We start from the raw sequence: 25,027 nt of genomic DNA, 5'->3' as shown, positions 1-25,027 counted from the left end.
TTTACTCCTCTATAAAAATTTTCATATCATCGTTATAAAGCTTTACATAAAGTGTCTTTTGCCCAGCAAATTTATGTGTATCTGAAACATAATCCTCATAAAAACTCACACGAAAAAGCCTATCGTTTTTAAGATTTGGATAAGGCGTGATGAGAAAATTTGAAAAACTAATACGTTTTTTCTCTTTTTTAGAAAAAATAGCCCGCTTCATACTTTTAAATTTTTCCAAGCTCATACCATCGTATCGCTCAAAGTTTTTATCGTAAAATTTAAGATAGTTTTCAATGTCGCTCTCGCTCCATGTCTTTTTCCAGCCCAAAAGTCCAGAAATGATCACTGCAATATCTTTTGCACTAGCTTCTGGACGCTTATCTTCGTAGATAAATGCAAGTGTTTTTTTGTGATCCACCACATCATCAAATTTCATCAAAGTATCATTTTGCATAGCCACGCAGCCTTTTGTTTTTAGCTCATCTGTCCTTTGACCATCAAGTGGATAGCCATGTATCCAAATGCCACCGCCATTTCGCTTTGCAAGTTTATCAAGCAAATTTGGATATGAAAGCGAAAATGCAAGTGGGCCAAGATATCTATCATTTGGCGTAAATCTACGTGTAAGCTGATACACTCCAACCGGTGTTTTTAGATCGCCTTCAAGAAGCTTATCGCCATTTTTGCCAACTATAACACTTGAGCTAAAAAGCTTTTTTGTAATGCCGCCATTATAAGAGATTACTTCAAGCTTCTTTTTAGTTTTATCAACTACACTTAGAAGTATCTCATTGTCATAATACCCATATCTTACATCCTTGCCTTCAAGCTTTTTTAGCCAGTAATCCTTACTTAAAATATTTTTTTCGATGGCATCAATAACAGCAGCAGAGCCATTTTTTAAGTAAATTTCTTCGTAATTTTGGGCAAAAAGACAAGGCGATAACGCGATGAAGAAAAATATAATTTTTTTCAAGTGAAATATCCCAAAAAGTAAAATTTAGTCCGTAATTATATCCTAAAAAATTTATATTTTTAGATTTTAAAGGTAAATTAAGTAGTTCTAAATGTATAATGTGAAAACCATTATTAATTTTATCACAAAGGAAAAATATGAAAAAAATCGTTTTTGGTGCGATGCTTGCAGCTTCTGCTCTTATGGCGGCTGATATCAGCCTAGAAAATGTTAGAGCTAGAGATACAAAACCTGGCACAAACAATAGTGCAATTTTTATGGATATAAAAAATGCTTCAAATTCTGATGTAAAGCTTATTGGTGCTCACTCAAGCGTTTGCAAAAGTACAGAAATTCATACACACAAAATGAATGATGGCATGATGGCTATGGTTCAAATCGAAGATGCAGTGATCCCAAAAAATGGCGAAACAAAACTAGCTCCTGGCGGTCTACACATTATGCTTATGGATCTAAATAAGCCATTAAAAGATGGTGATAAAGTTGATTTAGAGCTAAAATTTAGTAATGGCGAGAGCATAAAGCTTGATAATATCGGAGTAACTAAAAACTTTAAATAATGAAAAAAATCATAATTATTTTTTCATTTATCTTTATTGTTCTAGGTGCTTGTTCGATAGGCTATAAGCTTATGACAACAAGCAAGGAAGATCCACCTGAATTTGCCGATGTAAACACATCGCTAGATCCTTTAAAATGTGATCTAAACAATAAATCTTGTGAGATAGAATTTAAAGGCGTAAGGCTAAAAATAGATATCTCACCAAGACCTATTTATGCCATGAGGCCTTTTAGCTTTAAAATCATTAACGGTAAAAATTTAGGGCTAAAAAATCCTAGTCTTGAGATAGATGGCATAAATATGAATATGGGATCAATCAAAGCAAGACTTGAGCCAAGAGGCGATAACTTAACTGCTCAAGTAGTGCTAAGTGCTTGTGTTGTCGAGCTTATGAGATATCGATTTAAAGTGCTTGATGACGAAAAAGAAACTGGTTTTTTTGTAGATCTTGATCTAAAATTATAGAGGGTAACGATGAAAAAGGCATTTTGGGGCTTAATAATAATCTTAATTTGTATAGGTGTTGCACTTTTGCTAATAAAGCCAAACAAGTATGATTTTAAGGCACTTTCACAAAATGGTGAAGTAAGTCTTAAAAACTATGACGGAAAGTACAAAGTTATATATTTTGGTTATCTTTTTTGCCCCGATGTCTGCCCTACTGCGCTCTCTTTGATTGGCGATGAACTAAACAAGCTAAAAAGAGATGACTTTGAGTTGCTTTTTATTACACTTGATCCTGAACGCGACACTCCTGAAAATTTAACACTGATGGCAAAAAATTTCTACAAAGATGCCGATGGGCTAAAACTAAATGCTTTAAAAGAAGTGGCGAAAAACTACGGCGTAAAATTTCAAAAAGTACGTCTTGAAAACTCCGCCATGGGATATTCGGTCGCACATAGCTCATCGATATACCTAATCGATAAAGCTGGAAATTTCTACAAAGAAATTTCAAATCTAACAAATGAAAACATTGCAGAGAATCTTTTAAATCTAATTAAAGATAGGCCTTAAAAGTTATAAAATTCTAGTAGCCTATCTGGATTAGTAGAAATTAAAATTATTTTTGTCTACTTGCCAAGAATCAAACAAAGAGGATTTAAAAATTTATAGAGCTAAAAATAAAAATTTCTAAAAAGAGCCAAAGAGCTTTAACCCTTTTTATTACTTAACCTTATAGTGTACACTGCCGCCATATGCAATATCTTCAGCTTTTACATTATCGTTCATTAAAATTTCACTTATTTTGCCGCTTTCTTCTAGTTTTTGTCTATTTTCTTCGGCATCTTCTTGATAACTATAAACCATTGCAACGCTAACTACGCCACTGATAGCTTCTATGACTTTAAAATTTCTTATCTCATCCTCGATACCATTTGAGCTAACAACAACTACGATCCTATCATCTGCATCAGCTATGATCTCGCACTCTTTTAGTTTGCTTATTTCGGCTTTGACGCTCTCATTTTTATTATCTGTATAGACTATCAGACTTGAAATATTCATCTAACTCTCCAAAATAAAATTTTTTTCTCATAGGCAGAAGTTATAACCTCGTTATCTCCTATAAAAACTATACTATTTATAGTGCTTTGTCCGGTTTTTAACATCGCTATCTTCTCTAGGCTCACACTATCAACTAAATTCACATCACTCATCTCATCACTCATATAAGCCGCCACTCTTCCATCATCGCTAAGGCCGACGCCATAGACCAAAAAGCCGGTATTTATCTTTTTTAGGCTTCCAGCTGAGAATATCCCCACGATCCTGTCGGTACCTCCACTGATCATGACACCATTTTTATATGAGATGTCATAGATATTGTCTGTATGAATGTCTAAAATTTGATCCATTTTTTTAGCTTTTATATTATAAAAATAGACTTTCCCGCTCTCGCAAGCGATAGCCAGCGTGCTTCTATCTTCATTTATCTCCATATCTGAGAGCATTGCAATTGAAATTTTAAAGCTATCATAAATTTCACCACTTTTTAAGTTCAAAAAGTAAATTTCATTGCTGATTGAAGCAAGTGCAATATGCTCATCGTCTAAAAATAATGCCTTTTTTATCGCTTGATTTGGTATTTTTATGCTTTTCATCTGCCCATTTTCTCTTATATAAAGCACCTTTGTAGCATAGTCACCCTCACTTAGGATAAGTATCTTGCCATTTAACTCATCAACGTTTAGAATTTTTGGTCTTTCATGATCACTAACGTAGGTTTTTATATCATCCATCTTAATGATCTCTTCAAATTTAGACTCTTTAGGATCATAAATTTCAACCGTCCCTCCATCAGTCGCGATAAAGAGTTTGCCATTTATTAGCGTTGTGTTTAGCACATTTGCACTAGCTTCTATTTGCTTGTATGGAGTGGTGATCTCGCTTGCAAAAATAAAATTTAATAGACAAAAAATAAAAAACAAAGCTCTCATAAGGCCTCCATTTGAAGTGAATTTTTAAAGCAAACATCAAAGCACTCACCGCAATTTACGCAGTTTGATTAACAATAGGACGAAAAACGCCAAGAAATTCGACTGCTTTAAATTTGCAAGCATCAAGGCAGTTGTAGCAGATCGTATCGTTCCATGCTAGACAGCTAGAAACATCGATACTAACTTTTGCGTTTATACTCTTTGGTGAGCTTAGGCTTAATGTCTTCTTACCAAGACTCTCACAAGCCTTTGCGCACTCTTCGCAAAAGTCACAGCCCAGCTTTTTAACTTTAAAAACTACCCTTTCATTTTCAAAGCTAAGAAGCTCTTTTTCACAAGCATTTACGCAGCTAGCATCGCATCCATCGCAGTCAAACTCTCCGCTAAAAAATGGCGGAGTTATAAATTTGGGAGCAGATTTTGCCCCCAAAATTTTACTAAAAAGCTCTCGCCTGCTTTGCATTATTTAACACCATCGTTTAAAACATCTAGCAAGTTTGACTTATGAGTGCCGTTTTTATCTCTAAAATCAGGCTTAAATTTATTGCCAACAAGCTGCGTTACGCCATTTTGTTGCTCAACGTGGCATGTTGTGCAGTTATATCTTTCATCATCAAGCTTGCCTGCAAGATCTTTTTTGTTTCTGATATCATAAAAGTGAGATGATGGTATCGGTGTTGCTCCACTATCTTTCGCAAACTCAGGCATATGGCAGGTTACGCACATATTCATATCTTTTGTGATAGGTACTAAACCCTCAGTATCGTGTGGGATAAATGGTGGTGCATTTTCAAAAGACCTATCAAATTTCTTTGACATACCAGCTGGCTCTTTTGTGTAGTTCACATCTTTTAATACAACGTCTTTATCGTCTAGCAAATCGATATTTCTAAAGCCGATTTGCGAATCACTAATACTTGGATTATTAAAAGTACATGCCGCAAAAAACGCAGCACACAATCCTCCAAGCATCATTATTTTTATTTTCATTTTTCTCTCCTTAAATTTCTAATACTAAATTTCAATGCCCCGTCTCCACAAACATCAATGCACCTGCCACAGCTTATGCACTCGCTTGAGCTTACCGCACGGCTCTCTTTACCGATCATGTCAAGCACTTGCATCTCTGGACAAATAAGCTTGCATTTCATACATTTTGTGCAAGCCTGGGCATCATGTTTTACTCTAATTAGGGCAAATTTTGAGATGATGGCATAAAAGGCACCAAGCGGACAAACATGCGAGCAAATGCCACGCTTTAACACAAACATATCAAAAGCAATGATCGCAACCGCTATACCTAAAGCACTAGCCGAGCCGTAAATAATGCCACGCTGAATAATGCCAATATAGCTAACGCTCTCAAATACCGGGTAAGATAAAGCAAGGCTTAATATAAGAGCAAGAGCCAGCAAGTAATAACGTAAATTTTTACTCACATTTAAGACTTTTTCGCCCTTAAAGCCAAATTTTTCTCTTAATTTAAAAGCGATATCTGTTAGTAAATTTATTGGGCATATCCACGAACAAAACGCTCTTGGAGCAACTAGCGCGTAAAATGCAAAGATAATGCCAGCTCCAATAATTGCATTTATGCCGGCACTAAAGCTTGCAAGTAAAATTTGAACCAAAGCAAATGGATCGCTTAGTGGAATTTTTCCAAAAAGCAAAGATGAGCTTAAATTTCCGCTAAGTATCTTAACTCCATAAAAATTTCCTAGGATAAATAGTGCTAGGATAGAAATTTGAGTTATTCGTCTTAAGATTAAAAATTTCATAGCTCACCACCATTTAGATAATCAGTCGCTTTTTTAATGTCAAGCTTTATTTTGCTGTCTGCATCGTCTATGCGTCTTTCATCTTCTTTGATCCAGCCTTTGACGTAGTTATCGCCTACTTTGCCAAGCACAGCGTCACGGTTTAGCACGGTAATGGCTGCTTTTTTAGTGATACAGGCTCGCTCACATAAACCACATCCGGTGCAAATGTCGCTATCGACCACTGGAAGCAAAAAGGCATGCTTTTGCGTCCTTTCGTTACGGCGATATTCAAGATACAAGGCTTTGTCCAAAAGAGGACAAGCCCTGTAACAAGCATCGCACTGTATGCCCCAGTATGCCACGCAGTTTTTCATATCGACCACCGCAACACCCATTTTGGCCTTATTTATGTCAAGCTTACCTTTTGTGCTTACTAAATTTACGTCCAAAGCTCCAGTCGGACAGGCTGGCACACAAGGGATATTTTCACACATGTAGCAAGGAATTTTTCTAGGCTCAAAATAAGGCGTTCCAATGCTTATGCCATCTTCTAGCGATGAAAGCTTTAGCGTATCAAATGGACAAGCCTCTACGCAAAGCCCACACCTAATGCAGCTTTGTAAAAATTGCTTCTCTTCTTTTGCACCAGGAGGCCTAAGAAGCATAAGTGGCGAAGCTTTGGCACTAAGCGACCAAACAAAGCCTCCGCCAAGAGCTAAAAGCGCTACTTTTGCTCCAAATTTTAAAGCCTCTCGCCTACTTGAAAATCCCATATCGCTCACCTATGCTTTGTAAATTTTAACCGCACACTTTTTATAGTCAGTCTCTTTTGAGAGTGGGCAAGTAGCGTCTAGTGTTACTTTATTGATAAATACGTTTTCATCAAACCAAGGCACATAGATAAGACCTACTGGCGGCTTATTTCTACCTTTTAGATCGACTCTTGCTTTTACCTTGCCACGACGTGATTCAACCCAAACGATCTCGTTTTGCATTACGCCAAGTTTTTTAGCATCATCTTCGTGCATATAGCAAAGTGCCTCTGGAACAGCCCTGTAAAGCTCAGGAACACGCATAGTCATAGTGCCTGAGTGCCAGTGCTCTAGAACACGACCAGTACATAGCCAGAATGGATACTCTTTGCTTGGCATCTCGCATGGATCCATATAAGGGCGGAAGAAAATTTTTGCTTTATTTGCAAGAGATGCTTTATCTTTATTTGTAACGCCTTTTAGATCTCCTGTTGGAAGTGCTGCATTTTTGTTACCATAGAATGCAAATTTCTCATTTGGAGCAGCTTTTTTAGCATATGGGTCAAATTTAGTGTTAAATCTCCACTGAGTCTCTTTACCATCAACTACCGGCCATCTAAGACCTCTTACCTTATGATATGTGTCAAAGTCGGCTAGGTCGTGACCATGTCCAACGCCAAATTTTCTATACTCTTCCCAAAGATATTTGTGAACGAAAAATCCATATCCTTTAAATTCTTTGCCATCTGAACCTATCACTTTTCTGCTATCGCCAAATACTTCTGTATTGTCATAGTTTTCCATAATAGGATCGTTTGCACTAAATTTCTTAGCCTCTTCGTTAGCAAAAAGTACATCAAATAGCGTATCTTCTTCACTATATCCCATAGCTTTTGCAGCATCGAGCACGTTTGGAAGTGTAACTTTGTCATTTACTTTTTTCTCACCCCAAACATCTTTTAGCTTAAAGCGCTTACTAAACTCCATCATTTGCCAAATATCAGGCATCGCTTCACCAACAGGAAGTACTTGCTGTCTCCAGTGTTGCGTTCTTCTCTCAGCGTTACCGTAAGCACCCCATTTTTCATAGATCATCGCAGTTGGAAGAATAAGGTCGGCTACTTTTGCAGAAATTCCTGGATAAGGATCACTTACAACGATGAAGTTATCCATCTCACGAGCCGCTTTGATCCAGTGGTTTGCATTTGCAGTATTTTGCCATGGGTTGTTTACTTGAACCCAGATAAATTTAACCTTACCATCTTCAAGATCACGCATCATTTTTACGTAGTGAGAAGCGAGTACACCACTTAGTGTTCCGGCAGGAAGTTTCCAAATTTTTTCAGTTATCTCTCTATGTTTTGGATTATCAATAACCATGTCAGCTGGCAAGCGGTGAACAAATGTTCCAACCTCTCTTGCTGTACCGCACGCACTTGGTTGACCAGTTAAAGAAAACGCTCCTGAGCCCGGAAGTGCTTGTTTACCAAGCAAGAAGTGAACCATATAAGCTTGCTCATTTACCCATGTACCACGTTGGTGTTGGTTAAAGCCCATCGTCCAGAAACTAACAACTTTGCGGTTTTTCTCTATATAAAGATCAGCAAGTGCTTTTAGTTTTTTCTTAAATTCTTCTATATCTTCGTTTGGATCGCCCTTGGCTACCTTTGCAGTAAAGTCAAGTGTGTAAGGATCAAGAGCTTTTTTAAACTCTTCAAATGTTATTTGCCAATGTGCGCCAGCTTTTGCAGCATTTTTATTTTCTAGTGTATCGCCAGCTTTTAGTCCAAGATATGCGAGTGTAACACCCTCAGCCTCACTTAGTACCTTTGACTTCTCAGTAGCAGCAGTGTCTAGCTCACTTGGAGCATATTTTTTATGATTAATGTCTGTGCGAAGACCATATCCGATATCGGCTGGACCGGTTGTAAATACACAGTGTTTTTTAACAAATTCTTCATCAATCATCTCTGGGTGGTTATAAACTATCTCACGAGCAATGTAGTTCCAGATAGCAAGGTCAGATGATGGAGCAAAAATGATCTCGATGTCAGCTAGGTTTGAAGTTCTAGTTGAATATGTACTTAAATTTACTACCTTTACTTTATCAGGATCACTAAGCTTTCTATCGCTTACACGCGCCCAAAGGATTGGGTGCATCTCAGCCATGTTTGCGCCCCAAGCTACAATAGTATCTGTAAGCTCAATGTCATCAAAACAGCCTGATGGCTCGTCTATACCAAATGTTTGCATGAAGCCAACGACCGCACTTGCCATACAGTGTCTTGCGTTTGGATCAATACTGTTGCTTCTAAAACCACCTTTTATAAGCTTAATGGCAGCGTAACCTTCTGGAATAGTATATTGACCAGAACCTAAAACTCCGATACCGTGAGGGCCTAGTTCATCATACGCTTTTCTAAACTGAGCCTCCATAACATCAAATGCTTGCTTCCAGCTTACTTGCTTAAATTTACCTTTTTTATCAAATTCGCCTTTTTCATTTACACGCAAAAGCGGATGAGTGATCCTATCCTCGCCGTACATGATCTTAGCATTAAAGTAGCCTTTGATACAGTTTAGACCACGGTTTACTGGCGCTTCTGGGTCACCTTTTACAGCTACTATCTTGCCTTCTTTTGTAGCGACCATGATACCACAGCCTGTCCCACAAAACCTACAAGCGGCTTTATCCCAGCGCCAGCCTTTTTCGGCTTCGCTTGCTGCACTTAGCGAGCTTGGTACGGCTATACCAGCACTAACGCAAGCAGCACTAGCTGCAGCACTTTTTATGAATTCTCGTCGATTCATTCTTTCTCCTTTAAAGATTTAAAACAAATTTAATTGATATTAACCTTGTAAAACTTATTTACAACTGATTTACATTTACAAAAATTTCAAAAAACTTAAGCTAAAAATGTAAATATTTTTCTACATAAAAATATTAATTTTCTCACAAAGTACGATTTTAAAAGAAAATACTATTTAATAAAATTTAAAAATTTTAGAGTAGTTATCAAAAAGCTAAAGAAAACAAAGTAAAATTGTTTTTAAATATTTGAGTAAAAAAGTAACATAAAGTATTATTAAAAATTTTATATCCTTACTGAAATATCAATAATTACAAGGATAAATTCTAATAATTTTCATTACATTACAGCAAACATAATCTATAAAAATTTAACTAGTAATATCACTATAAAGCTATAAATATTAGATTATTTTTAAAAACTTTATTATATTTATAAAACAAAAAATAATTTTAAGATTAGAGATAAAAAGGAGTTATTTTCATCCTCAAATTTTGAGGATGAAATATTAATGAAATTTTAAATATCAAGCCGCAAGGTTAAAATTTATTCTTTTTAACATCGGCTACTATCGTCTTAGCCATTTCATCGATTTGGGCAGTGATTTCATTCGTTGAGCTCACGATATCAACATTTTGCTTTGTAATGCTATCTATCTGGCTTACACTTTGATTTATCATATTTATGCCTTCACTTTGCTCTCTGATGCTCTCACTCATCTCATTGATACTTTGAGTAAGTATATTTGCATTAGTTTCGATCTCGCCAAGTGACTTTTGGGTGCGCTCGGCTAGTTTTCTCACCTCGTCGGCAACTACGGCAAAGCCTCGTCCATGCTCACCAGCACGTGCTGCTTCGATAGCGGCGTTTAGGGCAAGTAAGTTAGTTTGATCTGCTATATCTCTAATAATAACGATGATATTTTTAATCTCTTCAGATTGTTTTATAACATCTACAGTCTTTTGGCTAATTGCACTCATTGAGCTACTCATTTGCTCGATCGCAGCAGCACTTTCCTGGAGAGAATTTGCTTGTGTGCTAGCACCTTGAGTTACTTGTTTCATTGATGCATCTAAATTTTTGGATTTTTCTTCTAAGAATTGTGCTTGTTTTAGGTTAAATGCAAGCATATTAGCTATCTCTTCGCCAAGCTCGTTTGTTACTAGTTCGACATTGCCTTTAGCATCCAAAATTCTTGAAGTAAAATCAGAATTTCTAAAATCATTAAAAGTTTTTTGGATCATATTTAAATCGCTACCGACTCTTTTTTCCAAAACATCTAGCATTTTATTTAAGACATCTTTTAATTCAATTAGTTTTGGATTAGCTGGAACATCTACTATCCTTGCTTTTAAATTTCCATTTTCTATTGCCTTTGCAGTCTCAACAGATTGAGATACCACTCTAGAGTCTTGATCGGCATTGTCAAAAATTTTAGCAATATTATCATTTATTAGTTTACTCATTACGCCAAATTCATCTTTTGTTGTCACCTTTGAAACAACTGGCTCTTTTATCTCAAAATTTAAAAACCTAAAGAAACTAACCAAAGCATCTGTAATATTTTTAATCGGATTAAGCGATCTTTTTAGCAAGAAATATACAAATGCAGACAAGACAACTATAAATATAAAGGCTAAAATAATTTGAACTTTTAAAATAGGTAAAGTATGCGAGCTAAAGATATTTTGATCCATTGCTGTTATTGCCAACCAACCTTTATCATTTATCTCTAACATATAGGCATAGACATCTTCGCCTTTTGTATTTTTATATGCTATTAATCCATTTTCATCAAATTTCTTTTCATTATATTGTTTTATCAGGCTTTTAGCGATCTCGTGAGGTTTACCGACTAATTCTTTATTTGGGTGCATTATAACGTTGCCATTTTGATCTGTAACAAAAGCATAGCTGTACTCAGTCTTACTGATTTGCGATATATTATTGCTCAATTCCTCAATAGACGCATCTATGCCCGTAACTCCAATATTTTTAATAGGTGCAGCAAAAGTTATAACCATCGCATTTAATGAAGCTGCCATGTATGGATCAGTATATATTGGTTTATTCTCGGCTTTAGCTTGTTTATACCATCCTCTAACTCTTGGATCATATCCAGCTTTATTTTGCCCATTTGATCTAAACATAGCCCCATCCTCATATCCAGCATAAACAAGAGTGATCTCTTTTCCAGATATAGCTTTTGCTTGAGATAAAGCTAAATTTATACCATCAGCATTCATCGAGCCACCACTTTTCTCGCTTATCTTACTAAGAGTCTCAGCCATTTTTTCTATAGCATACTGATTATTAGTAAAAAAGCTATTTAGTGCGATTTTCACATCTTTTAAGATTTGCTTTTGAGTTTGTATTACTAACTCAATGGCTTTATCATGAGCTGTATTGTAGCTGGCTAAAGATATTAGTGAGAATGATATGAATAATGCCGGTATGAGCATTAAAGATATTTTGTTTGCAATTGATCGCATTTACTTTCCTTTTACAAAAATTTTTAAGGTGCGATTGTATATTTTTTTATATTAAATAGTATTAAATAATATTAATTACAAAATAGTGATGTATACATTAAATAATAATTTTGAATTATTTTTTCATTTTAGATAGTTAAAGTAAGTGAGATAAAATTAGAATTTAGGGGAAGTAAACCCCTAAATTCGGTCTAAGATTAAAATTTATTCTTTCTAACGTCAGCTACTATCGTCTTGGCCATATCGTCTATTTGGTCAGTAATTTCGTTTGTTTTACCAACAATATTAATATTTTGTTTTGTAATACTGTCGATCTGACTTACACTTTGATTTATCATATTTATACCTTCGCTTTGCTCTCTGATGCTTTCACTCATCTCATTGATGCTTTGAGCTAGAACATTTGCATTAGCTTCGATCTCACCAAGTGACTTTTGAGTTCGCTCTGCTAGTTTTCTAACCTCGTCGGCGACTACGGCAAATCCTCTGCCGTGTTCACCAGCACGTGCTGCCTCGATAGCCGCATTTAGAGCAAGTAGGTTGGTTTGATCAGCTATATCTCTAATAATAACGATGATATTTTTAATCTCTTCGCTTTGTCTTGTTACGTCGCTAGCTTTTTGGCTAATGGCGTTCATAGAACTGCTCATCTCTTCTATAGCAGCCGCGCTTTCTTGGATGGAGTCGGCTTGCTTATGAGCTCCGTCGGTTAGAGTTCTCATAGATTCTGCTAGGATTTTAGCTTTTTCTTCTAGGACCTGAGCTTCTTTTAAATTTTCCCTTAGCATATTGCTTACTGCGTCGCCCGCGCTTTGAAGGCCTACTATCATATCTTTTAGATCGCTTTCAAGCTCGGGTTTTAACTCTAGTCTAGGAGTGTAGTCGTTTTTGTTGTAAGAAGCTAAAACTACGGCTATTCCTTTTAAATTTTCAGAAATAGAAGCGAAGAATTTATTTAGTAGATCTTTTAACTGAACTAAAGCCGGATTATTAGGGACGGAGTTAATCTTAGCCCCCATGTGTCCTTTTATCATGAGATTTGCTATACCGTTCATCTCCTCTATTAAGGCGCTGTCTTTTTTAACGCCGTTAAGGACTTTTTCTATATTTTCGTTAATAGATTCGCTCATTCTGCCGAATTCGTCCTGCGTAGTTACTACTAGCTTTTCCGGAGCGTTAGGGGTTTCGTAGGTGATGAATTTAAACGCGTCTTCAAGCTTAGTTTGAATAGTTCTAATAGGACTAAGAGATTTTTTAAGAAGAACAAATACGATAGCCGAAAGTATGACTATAAAAGCTACGGCTAGGATTATTTGAGCTTTTAATAAAGGCAATGTATTAGACGAAAAAGTATCTGCTCCGATAGCGGCTACGGCTAGCCAGCCTTGATCGTTTATGGCCATTACTTTTGCTGTTACGTTTTCGCCCTTATAGTTGGTGTAAGGGATTAGCCCGTTTTCGTCAAATTTTTTAGCTGCAAACGCCTCGGCTAGATATTTGCTTGCGGGAACGGTTTTACCGACGTTGTTTGGGTCGTTATGCATTAGTATTAGGCCGTCTTTATTCATTAGATAAACATAGCCGTATTTTGTTTTACCCATTTCAAGGATTTTTTTACTTAAAGCATCTACATTTAAATCAAGCCCCAAAACACCATCAAAATTTCCATTTTTATTTACTGGAGCGGCAAAGCTAATTACTAAAGCATTAGACAAGGCAGCTTTGTAAGGTTCGGTATATATAGCACCATTTGCACTCTTTGCTGCTTTATACCAGCCTCTAGTTCTAGGATCGTAGTTATCGGCTGGAGTTGTTCTAGTGCCGTCAGACTGGAAAAAATGTCCATCACTCTCGCGACCATAAAAAATATCAGTAACTAGATGACTAACGCTTTCTTTTTGCATTTTTGTTTTTTCCATGTACGAGTCATCATTATTTGGTATTTGTGCTATATCTGAAGCAGACTTTTTGGCAACTTCTAAATAATCTTCAAAAAAAGAATCCGTGGTTGCTTTGATATCACTTAGAATCTGATCCTGGGTCTGGCTGACCAACTCTACTACCTTACTTTCCGCTGTATAGTAGCTGACTGCTGAAATAGCAGCAAACGAAATAACTAGCAATGAGATGATAATCATCGCTATCTTTGAAGTTATGGACTTCATCTTTCCTCCTTTAAAAAGTTAAAATCGCTTTAATTTATCGAAAAAGAATTAAAACTAGTATTAAATTTACCCTCTATTTAATGCTTTTTAAAAATTAATAAAGATATCTTGACAATTAAAAATTTTTGAATAAATTTTAGATCACAAAATATCATTAAATAAGCTAGTTTTGCTTTTTGGTCTTTAGCCAGATATAGAGTATAAATTTTTACTTGAAAATCAATAAAATAACGCCTGAAATAATAAGGCAAATGGCTAAAATTTCTTTTAAATTTAACCTCTCACCAAGAAAGATGACAGCCAAAATGATAGCCAGCACAACGCTAAATTTATCAACCAGCGCCACTTGATAGACCTTGCCAACTTGCATCGCTTTAAAATACATAAGCCACGAAAGCCCAGTTGCTATGCCGCTTAATATGAGAAAGAGCCAGTTTTTGGGGCTTAGTGAGCTTAATGGTTGCCATTTTTTAGCCACGCTTAAAAGCAAAACAAGCATCAAAATGACGACGATCGTTCTTATAAATGTCGCAAAATCGCTGTCAATATCTTTTACACCAAGTTTTGCAAAGATCGCCGTAAGTGCAGCAAATATAGCCGAAAGGGCTGCGTAGATAAACCACTCTGGCATCTTTTTTCCTTATAAATTTAAAGGGGCTTTTGCTTCGCCCCGCTATAAATTTAACCCTCGTACTCGCTTAGCATATCGATAGTCGGCGCAAAAAAGAGTGCACCAGTTACTGGCGTACTAAAGTCAAGCAGCTATCTGAGTTGCTCTTTGGCTCGCCTATGAACATCTTTTTAAGCATCTCCTCAACGGTCGAAAACGTACTCGCATAGGCGATAAAGTAGGTGCCACTCTTGCTGCCTTCGGTAAATGGCATATTGCCGCGCACGACCTTTTTATCGTCGCCAACATTTGCTGCAGTTGAGTGAGAGTTGCTAGGCTTTTCATCCTCGCTCATCTCGATATCAAGCTGCTTTGAGCGACCTATAACCTTTTCTTGTTCACTCACGCTTGTGGCGTTCCACTCTTGCATTTTATGGAAGTACTTTTGCACAAAAACGTAGCTTCCACCCTTAAATTTAGCATCCTCGTCGCCCACTTTTGCAAAATGGTCTCTATCCTCGCCCTCAGGATTTTCAGTGCCATCAACAAAGCCAATAATCGCTCTACCGTCGTGGTATTTAAAGCCTTGCACCTCGTCTACAAGATCAGCAAATTTATATAACACATCCTTTACACTTTGCGCCATGTCAAAGCAGTCAGCTGCATTTAACGCGCGGATATGAATGTGTAAATCACCTTTTGTGCTAACGGCCTCGTGTTTGTCGCCCTTGATCGCTTTAAAATTTACAAGCTCTTTTGGCAAGCTTTTTGTGATGGCAAGCTTTTTCCACGCATCGTGTCCGACGCCAAGGACGCAGTTTACATTTTCGCTCGCACCAAATCTAACTTTGGCAGTTTTGTTTAAATTTATAACCAAAGCACAAAGTCTAGCAAAGCCCTCTTGGCACGCCTTTTTATCATCTTTTAAAACCCAAGTTTGAAAGACAGTGTTATTTCCTGGAGTTTGTGTAACCTCTTGTGAATTAAAACTCATTTTTTCTCCTTTAAATTTATGCGATATTTTCTAAATTTAGCTGTGAATTTATCTGCTCATCGTTATCATCAAAAACAAATTCGACCTTGTTTGCCCCAAAGCTCTTTGCGATCGCTTCAAGCGTGTCGCGAGCCGATTTATGGATCTTGCCTTGAAGCTGTGAGATAAGACGAACGCTCATCTTTTTTACTTCACTTCTAGCCTCTTCTATAAGTCTGTTTTTATCCTCTTCTGTAAATGTGCTTCCAAAAAAGCCATTTAGCGAATCAGGCAGCAAAAATGGTATAAATTTGCCATTTTTCTCGTCATAAAATTTCATATCTGCGATTGAAAATTTATACTTACATGGGGGCATTTTTATTTTGTAGCTAGAGTTTGCGATCTGCATGATTTCAAGTTTTGGGCTAGTTAGATCGTAGATAAAATTTATCTCAAACTCAAATATCATCGAAAGCTTCTTTTCGCTTACCAGCCACCTTAGATACTCTTTGCCAAAATTTCCAAACGCATGATCGGTTTTTGTGACAATCTCTTTACTATACACCTGAAAAACAGATAGCTCGCCGATACTTTTTAGCTGTGAAATTTCAGTACTGACTGAGAGGTTTTCGCTATCATCTTTTGCTTTTTTTAACGCCTTATTTGACCTATAAAATACAAATGCCAAAACAGCTAGTAAGATAGCTAATATTAAATTTGCATATTCGCTCATTTTTTCTCCTTTAAAGCTTGCTATTTTAGCTTAAATTTGTAATGCAAAAGGAATTTTAGCTTGTTTTTTGCTATCTTAAAATCCACAAAATAGCAAAAATTTTTAAAACAATTGAGAAAATGAAAAACCACTTTTTTCAAGCACTTCTTTGATCTTATCTTGATGCTCAAGACCCTTTGTCTCAAGTGTGATAGTAATACTTGCATCACCGTAATCAAGCCTTGTTGAAAAGCGGTCGTAGTCTATCTTAACGATATTTGCATTTGCTGATTTTAGACTATCTGTTAGACTCATGAGTGCTCCTGGCTTATCCACAAGCGTGATTTGCAAGGTCATCTTGCGGTGTGACTTGATAAGACCCTTTTCGATGATGATAGAAAGCACCTGAACATCGATATTTCCACCACTTAGCACCACACCTATCTTTGCGCCTTTTTTAAATTTGATCTTATCATGCATAAGTGCTGCCACGCCAGCTGCGCCAGCTCCCTCAACGACGATCTTTTGCGTCTCTAGCAAAAACAAAATCGCAGTTGCGATCTCCTCATCATCGACCTGCACAAACTCATCCACGCACTCAACGATATTTTTAAGCGTTATCTCACTCGCATCACGCACAGCGATGCCATCAGCTATAGTGCGAACTGACTTTGAGTTTATGCTCTTTTTAGCGCCGTAGCTATTAAACATAGCTGGAGCGCCCTTTGCGCCGACACAAACGACCTTGGTTTTTGGATTTACTTGTTTTATACAGCTTGCCACACCGCTAGCTAAGCCGCCGCCACCAACTGGCACTACAACCATATCAAGGTCGCTTATCTCATCAAGCATCTCAAGTCCAACAGTGCCCTGCCCTGCCATGACGTACTCATCGTTAAATGGATGAACAAAGGTCATATCTTTTTCTTTGGCGTAATTTACTGCAAATTCATACGCCTCATCAAAGTTATCACCTTTTAAGATCACTTCAGCGCCAAGATCCTTTGTGCCAGCTACCTTTAGAAGCGGGGTTGATTCTGGCATTACGATGCAAGCATGCACGCCAAATTCTTTTGCGCTTATCGCCACACCTTGAGCGTGATTGCCAGCGCTTGCAGCCACGACGCCACGTTTTCGCTCCTCCTCGCTTAGGCTAGCTATTTTATTGTATGCGCCCCTTATCTTATATGCGCCTGTTCTTTGTAAATTTTCTTCTTTCAGATAGACATTTGCGCCCAAAATTTTACTAAGCTTCGCACTTTGCGCAAATGGAGTTTTTGTCACGAAATGACCGATCGTTATCTTTGCTTGTATGATTTTATTTAATGAAACCATTTTCAACTTTCCTTTTTAAATTTATTCTTTTGCCCTAAGTAGCACGCCACACTCGATGTGATGAGTGTTTGCAAACTGATCAAAAATGGCAAATTTTATCACTTTATGGCTTTTACAAAGCTCATTTAAATTTTCTTTTAGTGTCTCTGGGTTGCACGAGATGTAGATGATATTTTTGAAATTTTTGATAAAATTTACGACACTTTCGCTAAGTCCTGCACGAGGCGGATCAACAAGAACATGTGAGAAGTTAAAGTCACTTAAATTTATCTCTTTTAGCCTGTTAAATTCCCTAACGCCAGCAAATGCGCTCATCAGCTCATCAGCGTCCATACGTAGAAATTTGATATTTTTAGCCTCATTTAGCTCGCAGTTTTTAAGGGCATTTGCGATCGAGCTTTTTGAAATTTCAGTGGCAAGAACATTTTTAAATTTAAACGAAAGCGGGATAGTAAAATTTCCATGTCCACAGTAGAGCTCAAGGAGGTCATCGCTGCTTTGCGCGCACTCTTTAGCCCAAGCTATCATCTTTTCATTTACGGCTCTATTTGGCTGGATAAAGGCATTCTCAGAGAGGCTAAATTTATAAATTTGACCTCCAACATCTAGCTCGTCTATCAAATTTAGCTCACCGCTTAGCAGCTTTTGCCCGCGAGATCTAGCAAGTATGGTGACATCAAGCTTGCTAGCTAGAATTTTCATAGCCGATTCAAAATCACCATCAAGCTTTTTGTGATAAAGCAGCGTAACCAAAATACCGCTTTTACAAGAGATAAATTCCACTCCAAAAAGCTTTGTGCGTAAATTTTCATTACTTTGTAAATTTTCAAGTAATCTTGGCATGAGAGTAGAAATTTGCTCACAGACCTTTGGGCACTCATCTATAAAAATTCTCTTGCCCTTTTCCTTTGCGTGCATAGTGTAGCAAAGCTCGCTGCCTTCATGCCAGATGCCAAACTCAGCTCTCGTGCGGTAGTGTTTTGGGTTGGAGCTAAACACATCAAATTCGCCATCATAAAACTCTGAAAAATTTTGTTTTACAAGATCAGTTTTAAATAAAATTTGCTCATCATAAGGGGTAAAAAGAGTGCAAGAGCCGCACTCTTTTAGATAATTGCAGTCCAAATTTACGCTTCCACCTTTTTACCGACAAATCTAACTAACGCCCAAATCGCTAAAAATCCGCATGGAAGTGCTAGCCAAACGCTAAGACCAAATGCAACTGGCAAGTAACCAACTAGCACGCTTACCGCACAAACGCTTAAAGCATAGACCATTTGTGTTGAGACGTGGTCGATGTGGTTACATCCCGCACCCATCGATGAGAGGATCGTAGTATCCGAGATCGGCGAGCAGTGATCACCAAAGATCGCACCTGTAAGTACGCCTGATATATTTACAATCATATATGCATGCATAGCATCTCCGTCTAAGCCGTAATTTTTACCAACAGCGTAAGCTAGTGGAATAGCTAAAGGCATCAAGATACCCATCGTGCCGTAGCTTGTTCCAGTTGAAAAGCTTATAAACGAGCCAAGGATGAAGACAGCTACTGGAAGGATAAATTTAGGTATTGATGAGCTTAGTAGATCAACCAGATATCTTGATGTGCCAAGCTCTTTTATAACAGCACTAAGGCTCCATGCAAGAAGTAAGATCACAACTGTAATTATCATAGTTTTCCAGCCTTTTACCCATGTGCTAATAGCCTCTTTTACGTCAAAAATTTTACGCCAAACGCCCATTGTGATAGCTACGATACTAGCAAGTAATGCTGCTTGAAATAGCGATGTAGCTGAGTCTGCTGCGCCAAAAGTATCTTTAAATGTAGAAAATGAAAGCGGATTGGCAAGTGCATTTTTAAGAGCATCACCCTCAAGTGCAGCAAGACCACTAAAATAAAAACTAGTAAAAGCACCAATAACTAGCACAAGAAGTGGCACGACAGCGTTTGAGGCGCTTAGTTTTACGCCTTCTTTTGGCTCAAGTGTTTTATCTTCTAGGTCTTGAATTTGAGTTTTACCTGAGTGAAGTTCGCCCTTTCTGGCACGTCTTTCAGCTAATAGCATTGGGCCGTATTCACGTTGCATCAAGGCAGTACAAACTATAAAAAATAATATAAAAAGGTTGTAAAATCTATATGGAATTGTCTCGATAAATATAGAATAAGCGTTAATTCCAGTCTCTCCAACTAGCTCATAGCCCTTTTCAATGAGTGAAACCTCAAGACCAACCCATGTCGAGATGATAGCAATACCGGCGATCGGTGCTGCAGTAGCATCTATAATAAAAGCTAGTTTTTCACGGCTGATTTTAAATTTATCGCTTATTGGTCTCATGATTGGACCTACTATTAGGGCATTTGCGTAGTCATCGAAAAACACAAAGATACCCATGAGCCACGTTGAAATTTGAGCAGAGATACCTGTTTTTGCCTTTTTGCTAAGCCAAAGAGCAACCGCCTTTGTACCGCCCATCTTTGTGATGAGTGCGACCACACCACCGATACAAAGCACTTGAAGCAAAATACCTGAATCAGTCTTATCAGCCATTGATTCAACGACCCTTGAAACGATACCTGTAAAGCCTTTTACGATACCCATAAAGATGTTTTCATTGATGATATTTATGAGAAATGTTCCGCTAAAAACACCTATAAATAGCGACAATATAACGTCTTTTGTGATAAAAGCAAGTGCTATTGCCACAACAGGCGGTATAAGCGTGAATACGCCATAAATTTCAGCGTTTCTCTTTGCGACTTCTGGATCGACACCAAAAAGCGCAACGCTAAAAAAAAGTAATAATAAAATTTGTCTCACAAGAACTCCTTAAAATTTTTCTATCGCAAGCCCAGCCCAAGTCTGCGTATTTGCCATGACTTCGACCCTGTTTATGTTGACACTTCCAGGCATATTTAGACAATTTACCAAAATCGTCGCGATATCCTCAGATGTGATAAAATTTGTATTTTCATAAAGGCTATCCGCCTTTGCCTTATCTCCTCTGAATCTAACCTCACTAAATTCAGTCTTGCAAAGCCCTGGCTCGATGTTTGTCACCCTGATATTTGTACCGACTAGATCGTTTCTTAAATTTAAACTAAACTGCTTTACAAAAGCCTTTGTAGCGCCATAAACGTTGCTTCCAGGATATGGCCATGAGCCAGCTGTCGAGCCTAGGTTAAATATATAGCCCTTTTCTTGCTTATAAAGTAGTGGCAAAACCGCCTTTGTCGAATAGATAAGACCCTTGACGTTAGTGTCTATCATCGTCTCAAAGTCCTCTACCTTTGCATCTATCGTCTTTTCAAGTCCAAGCGCCATACCAGCGTTGTTTACAAGCACTTCTATGTCCTTAAATTTATCAGGCAGGCTCTCGACCGCTTTAAAAACAGCTTCTTTATCGCGTATGTCAGCTACAATGATATGCGTATCGCCAAGCTCGCTTGCAAGCTTTTTTAGCCTATCTTCTCGCCTTGCAAGAGCGACTATCTTGTAGCCCTCTTTTGAGAGTCTTCTGGCGATCGCCTCGCCAAATCCAGATGTTGCACCGGTTACAAAAGCTGTCTTTTTCATGATTTTTCCTAATTGAAATTTGGTTTTAAACCCAAATTTTCTAAAAATTTGATCGTCTTTTCGTTTTGTTCTTTCAAGGCATAGTCAAGCGCGTTAAATCCAGCGTCATCAGTCGCGTTTATATCAGCGCCGTTATCCATCAAAAGCTTTAAAATTTCTGGCGTTGCGTGAGCTGCTGCATGCATAAAAACACTTCTATTTGTATGCTCTAGACCGCATGTATCTTCAACTTGCGTCATACCCAAATTTATCATATTCATCTTAGCATTTTCATCTATATAGCTCTCGTTTGCATTGGCACCATTTTTTAGCAAAAGCTCACAAAGTGGCTTATCGCTAAACTGCACAGCATAAAAAAGCACACTTTTCCCAAAGAAATTTTTGTGATTTATATCAGCTTTATTTGCAAGTAAAATTTTTACGTTTTCTATATTTTTTAAAGCAAAAAATAGTGGCGTCTCATCACCCAAATTTACATCGGCTCCACGCCTTATGATCTCTTTTATCATATCGCCACTCTTTTCATTCAAAAGTGCAATATTAAGCAAATTTGTAAGCTCAGCGGTACTGAAATTTTTCGAGTATAGCAAATTTGCCAGCTCATCAAAACTTATCTTTTGAGCGATCATCTTTTGTTCAGGGGTTAAAATTTTAGCCTTATTTATATTCTTGCCAACACTAAATGTCAAAAACTCATTTACCACACTAGTTGCGTAATACGCAGCACTTGGCGTATCAAGTCCAAGGCTTTCGTAAAATTTTACAAGCGGAGTTTGGGCGTTTTTATAGGCTTCTAAAAATTTTTTATATTTTAAAAAATTAAACAAACTTTCATTTGCCCAGTATCTAAAATACTCCATCCTGGCATCTTTTTGCTCTTCAGCAATATCAGGCTTTGCAAGCTCTTTTGCGTAAAATTCAGGTGCAAATGACGCTTTTAGCAAAAGCCATCTAAACTTATTTAAATTTTCTTTATAAACGCCATCGCCGACACAGCTTTGAGACTCGCTTCTCACAGCCATGCTAGCATCAAAAAGCTCTTTTATCTCTTCTAAATTTATAAGTGAGCCATCGCAATAAAATAGACTCTCATTTACATAAGCAAGCCCATTTGGAGTAGTTTTAAAGCTCTCTTTTTTAGCAAGATCACTGCACTCTAAAGCGTGTAAATTTATCAAAAAACAAACGCTAAAAAAGAGAAAAAAAACTACTTTTTTCATCAAAGCTCCTTAAAATTCCGCGATATTGTAACAAATTTATATGCTAAACTCGCTTATTTCATTAAAATTTAGGTATTTATAAATTTTATCTTTGTTTAAACTAAGGCTATCTCTTACTATTTTTTTGTACTCATCGATGTTTGGTAAACGCCCAAGTAGCGCACAAACAGCGGCTAGCTCAGCACTTCCTAGATAAACCTTCGCACCCATGCCCATTCTGTTATCAAAATTTCTGGTTGATGTAGAAAAGACCACAGCATTGTCGTTTACTCTTGCTTGATTGCCCATACAAAGCGAGCAGCCTGGTACCTCTGTTCTTGCATTTAATCTTTTAAAAATTTCATAAACGCCCTCATCTTCAAGTGTGCTTTTATCCATCTTTGTCGGTGGTGCTATCCAAAGCCTAGTTGTAAGCTTGCTCTCATGCTCCAAAATTCTAGCGAGCGCCCTGTAATGACCGATATTTGTCATACAGCTTCCCACAAAAACTTCATCGATATTATGCACTCTTTTGTTATCAGCTAAAATTTCACTTAGCGTTGCCACATCGTCCGGGTCATTTGGGCACGCCAAAATCGGCTCATCTATCTGCGATAAATCAATCTCTAAAATTTCAGCGTATTTTGCATCTTTATCGGCTCTTAAAAGAGTCGGATTTTCAAGCCATTTTTGCATTTTTTCTTTTCGTCTAAGCAGAGTCTCACGGCTCTCGTAACCAGCTTTTATCATCGCGTCAATTAGCGCAACGTTTGAGCGAACATACTCCACGACACTATCAACGCTTAAATTTACCACACAAGCCGCGGCCGAGCGTTCAGCTGAAGCATCACTTAGTTCAAACGCCTGCTCTACTTTTAAATTCTCAAGCCCTTCTATCTCTAAAATTTTACCCGCAAAAATATTCTTTTTATTTTTCTTTTCAACGCTTAAAAGCCCCTTTTTGATAGCAAAATAAGGTATCGCATTGACAAGATCACGAAGCGTCACGCCCTCTTTTAGCTCGCCTTTAAATTTGATTAAAACTGACTCTGGCATATTTAGTGGCATCATTCCAAGCACCGCTGCAAACGCCACTAGACCACTTCCAGCTGGAAAGCTGATACCGATAGGAAATCTCGTGTGACTATCGCCGCCAGTGCCCACCGTATCAGGCAGTACCATACGGTTTAGCCACGAGTGGATGACGCCATCGCCTGGCTTTAGGCTCACACCGCCACGTAAATTTATAAATTTTGGTAAGCTCTCATGCATCACAAGATCACTTGGCTTTGGATAAGCGGCCGTGTGACAAAAACTTTGCAAAACAAAATCCGCCCCAAAACTAAGGCTTGCAAGCTCTTTAACCTCATCTCTAGTCATCGGCCCAGTCGTATCTTGCGAGCCAACAGTTAAAATTTCAGGCTCCACATAAGCCCCAGCTCTAACGCCAGCTACGCCGCAAGCCTTGCCAACCATCTTTTGAGCCAGCGTGTAGCCACCGCTCTGCTCTTTTGGCTGATCTGGCTTTATAAAAATTTGCTCCTCACCAAGCCCCAATGCCTCTCTAGCCTTTTTAGTCACTTGCCTACCTATCATCAAAGGTATCCTGCCACCCGCTCTTATCTCGTCGCTTAGGGTGTTTGGGCTAAGTTTAAAATTTGCCACGAGCTTTTTCTCAGTGCCAATAAGCTTATAAATTTCGCCTTTAAATGGATAAATTTCTATCTCATCGCCCATCTCAAGCTCATTTACGTTTGCAACTATCGGCAGTGCGCCACTATCTTCAGCGGTATTAAAAAATATAGGAGCTATGGTCGTGCCTATCACGATGCCGCCCGTTTTTTTGTTTGGCACGCCCTCTATCTCATCGCCCAAATGCCACTGGATCGAGTTTATACCGCTCTTTCTGCTGCTGCCAGTGCCAACCACATCGCCAACATACGCCACTTTTTTACCACGAGTTTTGAGCTCTTTTAAAATTTCTAGACCCTCAGGCATCTTTTTAACAAGCATTGCCTTTGCGTGAAGCGGTATATCGGCCCTTGTATAGGCCTCACTCGCTGGACTTAGATCATCAGTATTTGTCTCACCAGGTACTTTAAAAACGACTGCGTTTATACAGGTTTCGATTGGCTTTTTATGCTTAAACCACTCTGCATTCGCCCAAGAAACAAGTACATCTTTTGCAAATTTATTGTTGCTGCTTAGCTTCACTATCTCGTCAAAATATTCATGCACCAGGATAATATTTTTTAGCTCATTTGCCGCAGCGCGAGTGATACTTTCATCACTATTTTTTAGCGCTCGCACTAAAATTTCCACGTTATATCCGCCAAGCATCTTGCCTAAAATTTTAATAGCACGCATCGCGTCAAGGCCGTTAACAGCAAGCCCATCAATCACTTCACTAAGAAATTCTGCCTTTATCTTCGCTGCGTCATCAACGCCGGGATTGATACGAGTTTCAAGCAATTTTATAAGAAATTTTAGTTCGCTTTGTGCCTTTTCGTCGCCACTAGACTTGCTGGCAAGCTTTATTAGCTCGCAAACTTCACTTGTTTGCTTGGCATTTAGCGCAAGCGGTGGCACGCCCTCTTTTTCTCGCTCGCTCACATGTTTTTCGTAGTCGGTAAAAAAGCTCATGAAATTCCTTTGTGGTTTTTGCTCGTTA

20 protein-coding genes and 2 pseudogenes are annotated in these 25,027 nt (G+C 37.9%); 3 read left to right on the top strand and 19 right to left on the bottom strand.

The window, feature by feature from the left end:
• Nucleotide 1: 1 nt before the first annotated feature.
• Nucleotides 2–967 (bottom strand): hypothetical protein, encoded by a 966-nt coding sequence (locus A3835_03680; protein ORI08635.1) that lies wholly within the window; start codon nt 965–967, stop codon nt 2–4.
• A 137-nt stretch (nt 968–1,104) separates the two neighbouring features.
• Here A3835_03680 and A3835_03675 point away from each other — a divergent pair, with 137 nt between their 5' ends.
• Genes A3835_03675 through A3835_03665 form a run of 3 tightly spaced genes read left to right on the top strand, consistent with a single transcriptional unit; the run spans nt 1,105 to nt 2,546 of the window.
• On the top strand, nt 1,105–1,527 hold the full coding sequence (locus A3835_03675) for a copper transporter (protein ORI08634.1): 423 nt from the start codon (nt 1,105–1,107) through the stop codon (nt 1,525–1,527).
• Nucleotides 1,527–1,994 (top strand): hypothetical protein, encoded by a 468-nt coding sequence (locus A3835_03670; protein ORI08633.1) that lies wholly within the window; start codon nt 1,527–1,529, stop codon nt 1,992–1,994. Before A3835_03675 ends, A3835_03670 begins: the two co-directional genes overlap by 1 nt.
• 9 nt (nt 1,995–2,003) lie before the next feature.
• Nucleotides 2,004–2,546 carry a photosynthetic protein synthase I gene (locus A3835_03665; protein ORI08632.1) on the top strand — a complete coding sequence of 181 codons (543 nt, stop codon included), beginning with the start codon at nt 2,004–2,006 and terminating at the stop codon, nt 2,544–2,546.
• A gap of 150 nt (nt 2,547–2,696) precedes the next feature.
• On the opposite strand, the gene A3835_03660 is transcribed toward A3835_03665, so the two are convergent.
• From A3835_03660 to A3835_03575, 18 genes and pseudogenes are all read right to left on the bottom strand, one after another.
• Entirely contained in the window at nt 2,697–3,038 is a 342-nt protein-coding gene (locus A3835_03660; GenBank protein ORI08631.1) for a nitrate reductase, read from the bottom strand.
• Entirely contained in the window at nt 3,035–3,970 is a 936-nt protein-coding gene (locus A3835_03655) for a nitrate reductase (GenBank protein ORI08630.1), read from the bottom strand. The genes A3835_03660 and A3835_03655 overlap by 4 nt, the downstream gene beginning before the upstream one ends.
• Nucleotides 3,967–4,433, bottom strand: a pseudogene (locus tag A3835_03650) (4Fe-4S ferredoxin). Before A3835_03650 ends, A3835_03655 begins: the two are co-directional and overlap by 4 nt.
• Nucleotides 4,433–4,960 (bottom strand): nitrate reductase, encoded by a 528-nt coding sequence (locus tag A3835_03645; GenBank protein ID ORI08629.1) that lies wholly within the window; start codon nt 4,958–4,960, stop codon nt 4,433–4,435. The pseudogene A3835_03650 and the gene A3835_03645 overlap by 1 nt, the downstream one beginning before the upstream one ends.
• A complete protein-coding gene (locus A3835_03640; protein ID ORI08628.1) occupies nt 4,957–5,748 on the bottom strand; it encodes a quinol dehydrogenase in 792 nt (263 codons plus the stop codon). The genes A3835_03645 and A3835_03640 overlap by 4 nt, the downstream gene beginning before the upstream one ends.
• Complete coding sequence (locus tag A3835_03635; protein ORI08627.1) at nt 5,745–6,512, bottom strand: ferredoxin-type protein NapG; 768 nt, start codon at nt 6,510–6,512, stop codon at nt 5,745–5,747. The genes A3835_03640 and A3835_03635 overlap by 4 nt, the downstream gene beginning before the upstream one ends.
• On the bottom strand, nt 6,513–9,293 hold the full coding sequence (locus A3835_03630) for a nitrate reductase catalytic subunit (GenBank protein ORI08626.1): 2,781 nt from the start codon (nt 9,291–9,293) through the stop codon (nt 6,513–6,515).
• 538 nt (nt 9,294–9,831) lie between these two features.
• The gene (locus A3835_03625) at nt 9,832–11,784 is read right to left on the bottom strand and encodes a chemotaxis protein (protein ORI08625.1); all 1,953 of its coding nucleotides are present in this window, start codon (nt 11,782–11,784) and stop codon (nt 9,832–9,834) included.
• A 197-nt stretch (nt 11,785–11,981) separates the two neighbouring features.
• Nucleotides 11,982–13,949 (bottom strand): chemotaxis protein, encoded by a 1,968-nt coding sequence (locus A3835_03620; GenBank protein ID ORI08624.1) that lies wholly within the window; start codon nt 13,947–13,949, stop codon nt 11,982–11,984.
• A gap of 208 nt (nt 13,950–14,157) precedes the next feature.
• A complete protein-coding gene (locus tag A3835_03615; protein ORI08623.1) occupies nt 14,158–14,580 on the bottom strand; it encodes a hypothetical protein in 423 nt (140 codons plus the stop codon).
• 50 nt (nt 14,581–14,630) lie between these two features.
• A pseudogene (locus A3835_03610) lies at nt 14,631–15,553 on the bottom strand (peroxidase).
• Nucleotides 15,554–15,569: 16 nt separating this feature from the next.
• On the bottom strand, nt 15,570–16,265 hold the full coding sequence (locus tag A3835_03605) for a hypothetical protein (protein ORI08622.1): 696 nt from the start codon (nt 16,263–16,265) through the stop codon (nt 15,570–15,572).
• Between the two features lie 102 nt (nt 16,266–16,367).
• Nucleotides 16,368–17,579: a threonine ammonia-lyase gene (locus A3835_03600; GenBank protein ID ORI08621.1), complete on the bottom strand. Its 1,212-nt coding sequence runs from the start codon at nt 17,577–17,579 to the stop codon at nt 16,368–16,370.
• Between the two features lie 21 nt (nt 17,580–17,600).
• Nucleotides 17,601–18,704 (bottom strand): tRNA (uridine(54)-C5)-methyltransferase TrmA, encoded by a 1,104-nt coding sequence (locus A3835_03595; protein ORI08620.1) that lies wholly within the window; start codon nt 18,702–18,704, stop codon nt 17,601–17,603.
• Nucleotides 18,705–18,706: 2 nt separating this feature from the next.
• Nucleotides 18,707–20,401, bottom strand: a complete 1,695-nt coding sequence (locus A3835_03590) for a sodium:proton antiporter (protein ORI08619.1) — start codon at nt 20,399–20,401, stop codon at nt 18,707–18,709.
• 9 nt (nt 20,402–20,410) lie between these two features.
• Nucleotides 20,411–21,157, bottom strand: coding sequence for an NAD(P)-dependent oxidoreductase (locus A3835_03585; protein ORI08618.1), 747 nt, complete (start codon nt 21,155–21,157; stop codon nt 20,411–20,413).
• An 8-nt stretch (nt 21,158–21,165) separates the two neighbouring features.
• Nucleotides 21,166–22,377, bottom strand: coding sequence for a hypothetical protein (locus A3835_03580; protein ORI08617.1), 1,212 nt, complete (start codon nt 22,375–22,377; stop codon nt 21,166–21,168).
• Nucleotides 22,378–22,413: 36 nt separating this feature from the next.
• Nucleotides 22,414–24,999, bottom strand: coding sequence for an aconitate hydratase B (locus tag A3835_03575; GenBank protein ID ORI08616.1), 2,586 nt, complete (start codon nt 24,997–24,999; stop codon nt 22,414–22,416).
• Nucleotides 25,000–25,027: the final 28 nt, after the last annotated feature.

The organism is Campylobacter concisus, from assembly GCA_002092835.1.
Taxonomy (GTDB): Bacteria; Campylobacterota; Campylobacteria; order Campylobacterales; family Campylobacteraceae; genus Campylobacter_A; species Campylobacter_A concisus_K.
The sequence above is the reverse complement of the archived record's forward strand: the minus strand, read 5'-3'. Positions and strand labels throughout refer to the sequence as shown.

Coding starts and splice junctions, on each gene's coding strand:
- A3835_03625 (ORI08625.1), bottom strand. CDS start 11,784: ATGCGATCAATTGCAAACAAAATATCTTTAATGCTCATACCGGCATTA.
- A3835_03575 (ORI08616.1), bottom strand. CDS start 24,999: ATGAGCTTTTTTACCGACTACGAAAAACATGTGAGCGAGCGAGAAAAA.
- A3835_03645 (ORI08629.1), bottom strand. CDS start 4,960: ATGAAAATAAAAATAATGATGCTTGGAGGATTGTGTGCTGCGTTTTTT.
- A3835_03615 (ORI08623.1), bottom strand. CDS start 14,580: ATGCCAGAGTGGTTTATCTACGCAGCCCTTTCGGCTATATTTGCTGCA.
- A3835_03665 (ORI08632.1), top strand. CDS start 2,004: ATGAAAAAGGCATTTTGGGGCTTAATAATAATCTTAATTTGTATAGGT.
- A3835_03585 (ORI08618.1), bottom strand. CDS start 21,157: ATGAAAAAGACAGCTTTTGTAACCGGTGCAACATCTGGATTTGGCGAG.
- A3835_03660 (ORI08631.1), bottom strand. CDS start 3,038: ATGAATATTTCAAGTCTGATAGTCTATACAGATAATAAAAATGAGAGC.
- A3835_03655 (ORI08630.1), bottom strand. CDS start 3,970: ATGAGAGCTTTGTTTTTTATTTTTTGTCTATTAAATTTTATTTTTGCA.
- A3835_03675 (ORI08634.1), top strand. CDS start 1,105: ATGAAAAAAATCGTTTTTGGTGCGATGCTTGCAGCTTCTGCTCTTATG.
- A3835_03620 (ORI08624.1), bottom strand. CDS start 13,949: ATGAAGTCCATAACTTCAAAGATAGCGATGATTATCATCTCATTGCTA.
- A3835_03605 (ORI08622.1), bottom strand. CDS start 16,265: ATGAGCGAATATGCAAATTTAATATTAGCTATCTTACTAGCTGTTTTG.
- A3835_03640 (ORI08628.1), bottom strand. CDS start 5,748: ATGAAATTTTTAATCTTAAGACGAATAACTCAAATTTCTATCCTAGCA.
- A3835_03580 (ORI08617.1), bottom strand. CDS start 22,377: ATGAAAAAAGTAGTTTTTTTTCTCTTTTTTAGCGTTTGTTTTTTGATA.
- A3835_03600 (ORI08621.1), bottom strand. CDS start 17,579: ATGGTTTCATTAAATAAAATCATACAAGCAAAGATAACGATCGGTCAT.
- A3835_03670 (ORI08633.1), top strand. CDS start 1,527: ATGAAAAAAATCATAATTATTTTTTCATTTATCTTTATTGTTCTAGGT.
- A3835_03630 (ORI08626.1), bottom strand. CDS start 9,293: ATGAATCGACGAGAATTCATAAAAAGTGCTGCAGCTAGTGCTGCTTGC.